5 protein-coding genes are annotated in these 9,060 nt (G+C 40.7%); 3 read left to right on the top strand and 2 right to left on the bottom strand.

The window, feature by feature from the left end; translation table 11 throughout:
• Positions 1–58: 58 nt before the first annotated feature.
• The gene (locus tag NSP_RS00695) at positions 59–166 is read right to left on the bottom strand and encodes a photosystem II reaction center protein T (protein ID WP_006194297.1); all 108 of its coding nucleotides are present in this window, start codon (positions 164–166) and stop codon (positions 59–61) included.
• A 111-nt stretch (positions 167–277) separates the two neighbouring features.
• Complete coding sequence (psbB, locus tag NSP_RS00700; protein ID WP_006194296.1) at positions 278–1,810, bottom strand: photosystem II chlorophyll-binding protein CP47; 1,533 nt, start codon at positions 1,808–1,810, stop codon at positions 278–280.
• Positions 1,811–3,033: 1,223 nt separating this feature from the next.
• Between psbB and NSP_RS00710 the strand changes: the two genes are divergently transcribed.
• The 3 genes from NSP_RS00710 to NSP_RS00720 all read left to right on the top strand — a co-directional run bounded on the left by NSP_RS00710 (position 3,034) and on the right by NSP_RS00720 (position 8,920).
• Positions 3,034–6,171, top strand: a complete 3,138-nt coding sequence (locus NSP_RS00710; RefSeq protein WP_006194294.1) for a CBS domain-containing protein — start codon at positions 3,034–3,036, stop codon at positions 6,169–6,171.
• Between the two features lie 164 nt (positions 6,172–6,335).
• Positions 6,336–7,070: an ATP-binding response regulator gene (locus NSP_RS00715; RefSeq protein ID WP_006194293.1), complete on the top strand. Its 735-nt coding sequence runs from the start codon at positions 6,336–6,338 to the stop codon at positions 7,068–7,070.
• A gap of 194 nt (positions 7,071–7,264) precedes the next feature.
• The gene (locus NSP_RS00720) at positions 7,265–8,920 is read left to right on the top strand and encodes an ABC transporter substrate-binding protein (protein ID WP_006194292.1); all 1,656 of its coding nucleotides are present in this window, start codon (positions 7,265–7,267) and stop codon (positions 8,918–8,920) included.
• Positions 8,921–9,060: the final 140 nt, after the last annotated feature.

Below are 9,060 nucleotides of genomic sequence, written 5' to 3' on the forward strand. Positions count from 1 at the left end.
ACCATTGGTAACAGCGGATAACAGGTTTAGATGCCCTTAAATCTCTGCTAAGAGCAATCTATTCTTCTTCTTTCTTTTGAATGCGGGGGGGTTCGCGAAATGCGATCGCAAAGAAAAGAACACCTATGGCCAGAGCAAAAATCAAGATATATGCAACGCTTTCCATATTAAAAGCTCCTGCGTAACGAGCCAGTAATGATACTTTATCAGTCTATGAGATTAGGTGTTGGGGATTGGGTAATTACAAAAGTATTCCCCAATCCCTAGTCCCCAAAAATTAGAGAGCTTCCTTCCGGCGGGTAGATTTGTCACCCACTTTCTGGAATAGACCCCATTCAACTTGCTCTTCAAGATCCGCTTCAACACCAGCAAAAACGTCTCGGTAAATTGTCCGAGAACCGTGCCACAAGTGACCAAAGAAGAATAGCAGAGCAAACACAGCGTGTCCAAAGGTAAACCAACCTCTGGGGCTAGTGCGGAATACACCGTCAGAGTTCAAGGTTTCACGGTCAAAATCAAAGATTTCGCCACCTTGAGCCTTACGGGCAAACTTCTTCACATCAGCTGGATCTGTAAAGGTTTGACCATTGAGATCACCGCCATAGAAGCTGACTGTGACACCAGTTTGTTCAAAACTGTACTTAGATTCTGCCCGACGGAAAGGAATATCAGCGCGGATAACTCCATCAGCATCGGTCAAGATAACTGGGAAGGTTTCAAAGAAGTTGGGGAGACGACGCACGGTCAATTCTCTACCCTTAGCATCTGTGAATACTGCGTGACCTTGCCAAGATTGGGCGATTCCATCACCCTGAACCATTGGACCAGTACGGAATAAACCACCTTTAGCGGGGCTATTGCCGACATAATCATAGAAAGCCAGTTTTTCGGGAATTGCTGCCCAAGCTTCTGAACGGGTTGCACCGTCAGCCATGCTAGTTTGGACGCGACGCTCAATTTCCTGAGTGAAGTAGTTTTGATCCCACTGATAACGAGTGGGGCCAAATAGTTCAATCGGGGTGGTAGCGTTACCGTACCACATCGTACCAGCAACAATGAAGGCTGCGAAGAATACCGCAGCAATACTGCTAGAAAGTACGGTTTCAATGTTCCCCATCCGCAGGGCTTTGTATAGCCGTTCGGGGGGTCTTACTGTGAGGTGGAATAAACCAGCAATAATGCCAACAACGCCTGCTGCGATATGGTGAGCAACAACGCCACCAGGATTAAATGGGTCGAACCCAGCCGGTCCCCATTCTGGTGCTACTGCTTGGATGCTACCAGTGACTCCATAGGCATCAGAGACCCACATACCGGGGCCAAATAGTCCGGTGAGGTGAAAAGCACCAAACCCAAAACAAAGTAAACCAGATAAGAACAGGTGAATGCCAAACATTTTTGGCAAGTCTAGAGCAGGTTCACCGGTACGAGGGTCTCTAAAGAGTTCCAAATCCCAGTAAACCCAGTGCCATACAGCAGCTAGGAATAATAAACCAGAAAGCACGATGTGAGCAACGGCTACACCTTCAAATGACCAGAAACCAGGGTCGCTTGCGGCGTTACCAGTCACGACGCTCCAGCCACCCCAGGATTCGGTGACACCTAAACGTGACATGAAGGGCAGGACGAACATTCCTTGCCGCCACATGGGGTTAAGAACCGGATCACTGGGGTCATAAATAGCCAGTTCATACAGTGCCATTGAACCAGCCCAGCCTGCTACTAAGGCTGTGTGCATCAAGTGTACAGAAATCAACCGACCTGGATCATTCAGAACGACTGTGTGTACTCGGTACCAGGGTAGTCCCATCGACTACGCGCCTCCTCGATGAATGAATTATGTTTACAAAGCAATTTTATTACTGAGATGCTGAGGGAGGGAACAGTTGCTGCGGTGGGGTTAATCCTCCTACTGCGCTGCTTTACTCCTGTCAGTAAAGTCTCTGAGTTTTTTTTATTGCCAGCATTTTGAATTTAACCACAAATTCGTCTTGATAAATCAGACTATGTGGCTAGTTTGGCAATATTTTTAGACGCTGGGTAGTTTTACTTTATAGGGTAGCGATCGCCTGTGTAACTGCCGAGAGATTTTCTCATGGAAAATTCCTCTCTGGTTCTGTGGGAACCTGACAAACGCCTGTAAGACGTTTGGACATGGGGAAATACTACCCTTGAGTCAGCCACCTTTTAAGCGTCTATCATTGCCAAGCAAAAATGAGAATGTTTTAAAAAGTGTAACTATATTATGCACTGCTTTGCAAGCGTGTAATTCTATGCGATCGCATAGAATTTCTGTATCGTATATATATTAATCGCCGTCAGATTTTCTCTTACGTATGTCTTTTACTGATCTAAAGATGCTTCTGGTTAGACAGAAATCAAAAGGCAAAAATTTTTTATTTAATCGTTTGCTTCCCCTGTTTAGCTGGTTCCCAGAGCAGGAGCGAAGGATAAAAAAGCCATCCTAACCCCATATCGGGTAGAAAGGAAGCACTGGTTACGCCCCGATAGACTAAAATCTCTACTGGATTTTTAGTCTAATGCGCCTGGTGCGTCAGAGAAATTCCTAATTTTTGCCTATAGGGGTTCACAAATATTCGCGGATGTATAAAATAATAACCTCACCCCCAACCCCTCTCCTTATTAAGGAGAGGGGAGAATTTCATAAAAATTAACGGGGTTAGTCTTAATTACTCTGAAATATATGGTTCTTCCGGCATTTTTATGGCTACTATAAAAATCTACAACTTCTTATCAGTGAAACAGCTAAAACCGCTTCCCAGACTTGCTTTTGGTCGCATGAGTGTCATTGGTACTTCAAATCAGCAAAGCCCTATATTTGATATTTCAGCAACTGAGCAACATAATATGTTTCAATTGGCTAATACAAAACGATTGTACTGTCATCCAAGGATATTTTTTCAGTCGTCCTTTACCAGTACAATACTTAAAAAAATTTTTACTAGCCCATAAGTCAAAGTATGGCGATGTTGCCAATTGGGATGGCAAAACTAAAAAAGGAAAGACAATAATATGAAAACTGTTAATTCATCAATTATAGATATAGAAGAAGCGATTATTTCTTCTCCTTTAATTCTGACTGCTACAACTCTAGCAGTTGAAGCAATTCGCTTAATGAGTCAGGTGCGTGATAGTTGTCAACTAGCCAATTCTGGTTTGATTCCATCTATTAATAAGTTAAATCTTGAAAAAGCCAGTTGCGTTCTGGTGGTTGATAATCAAAAGTTAATTGGAACATTTACCGAAAGAGATATTGTCCGTTGTACAGCAATGGAGATGAGTCTGGAACAAGTAACGCTCGCAGAGGTAATGTCTTCAAATCCAGTCACTCTCAAAAAATCAGAATTTCACAATATTTTCGTTGTCCTGAATTTGTTTCGCCAATACAAAATTCGCCATTTGTCAATTGTTGACGATCAAGGGGATCTGATTGGGTTAGTTACTCCCACAACGTTACGTCAATTAATTCAAGTAGCTGATTTCTTAAAAATCCGTTGTGTTGAAGAGGTAATGGCTCCAGATGTAATTCAAGCTGCTCCCACTGCATCAATATTAGATTTAGCACAATTAATGACCGAGCATTGCGTCAGTTGCGTAGTCATTACCCAATCTGACACAGAATTTGATTCTCAACCTATTGGGATTGTTACAGAACGAGATATTGTTCAATTCCGGGCATTAGAATTAGATCCTGTGCAAATCAAAGCTCATGTAGTTATGAGTTCACCCCTGTTTTATCTGCGTCCACAGCAGTCATTATGGGAAGCTCATCAAAAAATGCAAAAGCTACGAGTTAGAAGCTTAGTTGTAGTTGGCGATCGCAACCAACTGTTGGGAATTGTCACCCAAACCAGTGTACTTTATACTCTTAACCCATTAGAGTTGTATGAGACAGTCAATTTTTTACAGCAAAAAGTTTTTCAATTAGAATCGGAAAAAATCGATATTTTGCACCAGCAAAATTTAGAACTGGAGACAAAAGTTCAAGAACGTACCACAAGATTAATAGCACAAGCAAATTCAGATCGACTCTTGGCTGTACTTTCCCAACGGATTCGTCAATATTTTGATATCGAAGTTATTCTCCAAACTGCTGTTTCTGAAATTCAACAGTATCTGCAAACGGATCGGGTCATAATCTACCAATTTGAAGCGGAATGGAGTGGTAGAATTATTGCTGAGTTCCTGGCTCCAAACCAAATGTCCCTACTGGGTGATGTGATTCAAGATCGTTGCTTTGCGCCTACTTGGGTTGAACCTTATACGAATGGTAGAGTGCGAGCAATTGATGATATTTATACTTCTGGGCTAGCGGATTGTCATGTTCGCCTATTAGAAGAAAAGCAAATTCGCGCTAACCTGGTAGTACCTATTGTTTACAATAATCAGCTTTGGGGACTTATTAGCGCTCATCAATGCTCCCAAGCCAGACACTGGGAATCTACAGAAATTGAGTTCCTGCAAAAATTATCTAACAAAATTGCGATCGCTATTCAACAGTGTCAACTTTATGAACAAGCACAACAGGAAATAAAAGAACGCACCCAAGCCGAAGCCGCATTGCAAAAACTCAATGAAGAATTAGAAATAAGAGTAGTTGAACGCACAGCCGAATTACAGCACAGTAATCAGAATTTGCTCCTAGAAATTCAAGAGCGCCAGCGAGTTGACCAGGAGTTACGCCATAGTCAACAGCGTCTACATAATATTCTTAATAGTCTATTTAGTTTTGTTGGTGTAATCAGTACAGAGGGTATTATCATCGAAGCCAATGAGGCATGGCTCAAAATTTTTAGCCTGACAGATAGTAGTGTAATTGGTAAACCGTTTGCTCAAACTTCTTGGTGGTCTTATTCTGCGAAAATCCAAAATAAAATTCAATCCGCTATTAGCCAAGCAGCACAAGGTAACAGCATTCGGTACGATATTCCAGTACGGTTCACAGAAGAAAAATTTATTACAATTGATTTTTCCATCAAACCAGTTTTTGATGAATCTGGAGAGGTTAGCTATCTGGTAGTGTCCGGGATTGATATTACTGAACGCAAACAGGCAGAAGACACTATGAAAAAACAGTTAGCTGCTATTGAATCTACTATTGATGGCATCGCTATTCTTCAAGGTGATAGATATCTTTACTTAAACAAAGCCCACGTCGAACTATTTGGATATGATACAGATAAAGAATTAATCGGTAAAACTTGGCGAGAACTGTATACACCAGCAGAAATCGCTCGTTTTGAACGTGATGTTTTTCCCATTTTGATAGAAAAAGGTCATTGGGGAGGTGAAGCAATAGCCCAGCGACGTGATGGTAGCACCTTTGATGAAGAGATATCACTAACAATGACTAACGATGGAGAATTGATTTGTGTTTGCCGTGACATCTCCAAACGCAAACTAGCTCAACAAGAAATCTACAAGATCTTAGAGCGAGAGAAGGAACTCAATCAACTCAAATCTCGTTTTATCTCAATGACTTCCCACGAATTTCGCACCCCTTTAGCAGTAATTTCTTCTTCAGCCGGGATTTTGAAAGAATTTAGTCAGAAATTAGACGAAGAAAAGAAACAAAAACATTTAGAATGTATTATCACGTATGTTAAACATACAACACAGTTGTTAGATGAGATATTACTAATTAGTAAAGCAGAGGCAGGTAAATTAGCTTTTGAGCCTAAGCCGTTGGATTTAGTTGAATTTTGCCAAAAGCTAACTTCAGAAATGCAACTTAGTACGCAAAATAACACGATTATTTTTTCTAGTAATACCAAAACTGAAGTAATTGCCCTGGTTGATAAAAAACTGCTACGACAAATTTTAATTAACTTACTGTCCAATGCAGTTAAGTACTCACAACATAATAGTTCAGTCAAGTTTGATTTGCAGATTACAGAACAAAGCATTATTTTTAGTATTGAAGACCAAGGAATTGGCATTCCGCAAGCGGATAAGACCCAATTATTTGAAGCATTTCATCGTGCTACTAATGTTGGTTCCATTTCTGGGACAGGTTTAGGACTAACAATTGTAAAAAACTGTGTAGATTTACATGGGGGTAAAGTTACTGTAGTTAGCCAAGAGGGTATTGGGACTAAATTTACTGTGATAATTCCTTTGCAGTCTGTTAGTTATGTGCGAAAATTGTGAATAATATAAATACATCTACATATAGGACTCCTATTTGATTTCTGAATAACTCAAAAAGCTATTTCCCACTCCCTACTCCCCACTCCCTACTCCCCACCTACGCAAGTAAGTTCAAAAATCAAAGCGGATTGCTATAGTTATATTTATTGAGTGAGTGAAGACTTATGACTTTGATTTTAGTGATTGAAGATGAAGAGCAAATTCGTTTAAATATCCAAGAGATTCTGGTACTAGCAGATTTTTCTGTCGTAACCTCAAGCGATGGTGTAAGAGGGTTGAATTTAGCCAAGGTTAAATTGCCTAATTTAATTATTTGTGACATTATGATGCCAGGGATGGATGGTTTGGAAGTGTTACAAAACCTGCGGAATGATCCCCAGACGGCTAATATTCCATTAATTTTTCTCACCGCGAAATCAGAGCGTGATGATTTGCGTCAAGGGATGAATTTGGGAGCAGACGATTACATTACTAAACCTTTTGAGCCGCGTGAAATTTTACAAGCAGTCAAAGCACGCTTAGAAAGACAAGCAGTTTCAACACAGCAGTACCTGAATGAACAAGATAAAGTTGCAAAAATTCAGCAGAAAATAAAAGAAAGTGGGACAAATTTAGAAGTTTATCAGCAATTATCTCAGATGAGAGAGAATATCTTAGATCAGCTTTCCCAGGATTTACGCAATCCTCTTTCTAGTATTAACATGGCACTTCATATGCTGAAGGAATGCAAAGTTGAGGAACAGGGTCAGCGATATTTGGACATAATACAACACGAATATGCGCGTGAGGTAAAATTGTTGAACGAAGTTGATAATCTGCGAGAATTATTGACTGATGATAATACAAAGTTACTGAAACAATTTAATTTGCTAAACTCCCTAAATTTAAATAATGATTAATATTGAATTGTCTCTGGTTTTGTCCGAATATTTGATTTTGGCAGAGTCATAAAAGAGGGATAATTACTTATTGGATGCGCCTACCCTGTTCAGGTTAGGCGATCGCATCTCAATTCACCGGCAATTTTTAAGTATTATAGCCACAGAACATAGTATGATAGCTGACTGCTAAATTAAAAAATCTGAATAATACTATGACCAGGTTTTCCTTGACTACAAGACGATGGCGTGGGATTCCCCAATTTTTATCATTGTTTTGTCTGTGTGTACTTTTGGTTGTGAGTTGCGCTCCTCGCCAGCAGACAACGACTTTATCACCTAGTACGGGTGATGGTAGAATTACTGTCGGTACAACACTCAAACCTCGAACCCTCGATCCGGCTGATACTTATGAGTTGGCTTCTTTGAGTTTAGTGTTAAATATGAGCGATCGCCTGTACACTTATGAACCAGGTAGCACAGAAATTAAACCCCAATTGGCGACAGCATTACCCCAAGTCAGTGCTGATGGTTTAACTTACACCATCCCTTTGCGTCAAGGAGTGGTATTCCACGATGACACTCCCTTTAACGCCAAAGCAATGGAGTTTAGCATTCAGCGATTTATTGAGAATAAGGGTAAACCCTCTTTCCTATTATCGGACACAGTGGCTTCAGTGAAAGCCACAGATGAGTATGAATTAACAATCGGGTTAAAAAAACCATTTGCCGCGTTTCCCGCACTGTTAGCATTTTCTGGAGCCTGTGCAGTGTCGCCCACAGCTTACGAAATTGGGGCGGGTAAATTTCAGCCTAACACTTTTGTGGGGACTGGCCCTTATAAGTTAGCGCAGTATGGTACAGATTCCCTGAGATTGGATGTATTTGACAAATATTGGGGAGAAAAACCAGCTAATCAGGGCGTAAACGTGCAGATTCAAACTAGCCCGGTGAATTTGTTTAATGCTTTCAGTACAGGTACAGTGGATGTGGCTTATCTATCCTTACAACCTGATCAAATTCGCAGCTTACAAGCAGGAGCCAAAAAAGGGGATTGGCAAACAATCACTGCTGAGGGTAGTGTAGTTAGTTATATGGTATTGAACCGGAATCAAAAGCCTTTAGATCAGCCAGAAGTTCGATCTGCGATCGCCTCCATGATTGACCGTCCACTAATAAATGAACGAGTTTTACTTGGTCAAGCTGATCCACTATATAGCATGATTCCCACCACTTTCAATGTTTCTCAACCAGTATTTAAAGATAAATATGGTGATGCTAACTTTGCTCAAGCTAAAGAATTATTAACTAAAGCTGGTTTCTCCAACGAAAATCCCGCAAAAGTGCAAATTTGGTATCCTTCTAGTTCAGCTAATCGCAGTTTAGCAGCACAAACCCTGAAATCTCTGGCTGCTCAAGAAATGGAGGGAATGTTGCAAATAGAAATTAGTAATGTTGAAAGTGCTACTTTCTTTAAAGATATATCTAGGGGTATATATCCAGCCGCTTTGGTTGACTGGTATCCAGACTTTTTAGATCCAGATAATTATGTCCAGCCATTCTTATCTTGTGAAAAAGGCTCGAATGCTCAAGGCTGTGAAGATGGAAGTAGTAAAAATCAGGGTTCATTTTACTATAGCGAAGCCATTAATAAACTCATTGCTCAACAACGCCAAGAGCAAAACCCGGAAGCGCGTCAGCAAATTTTTACAGACATCCAAACACAAGTAGCTGATGATGTTCCTTACATCCCTTTATGGCAAACCAAAGACTATATATTTGCACAAAACGGTGTTGATAATGTGCAACTTGACCCGACGCAGAATTTAATCTATAAGTCTATCAAGAAAACAGTTACACCAAAATCTTGAAAAACCTCACCCTTGCTTTACCCTGTGGGTAAATCTTTCCCTCTCCTGACCTACGGTATACACACAAGTTATCGAATTACCCCACCCTAACCCTCCCCTTCGAAAGGGGAGGGAACTAGATTTTCCGGTTTCCCCCCTTT

Source organism: Nodularia spumigena CCY9414 (genome assembly GCF_000340565.2).
GTDB classification, from domain to species: domain Bacteria; phylum Cyanobacteriota; class Cyanobacteriia; order Cyanobacteriales; family Nostocaceae; genus Nodularia; species Nodularia spumigena.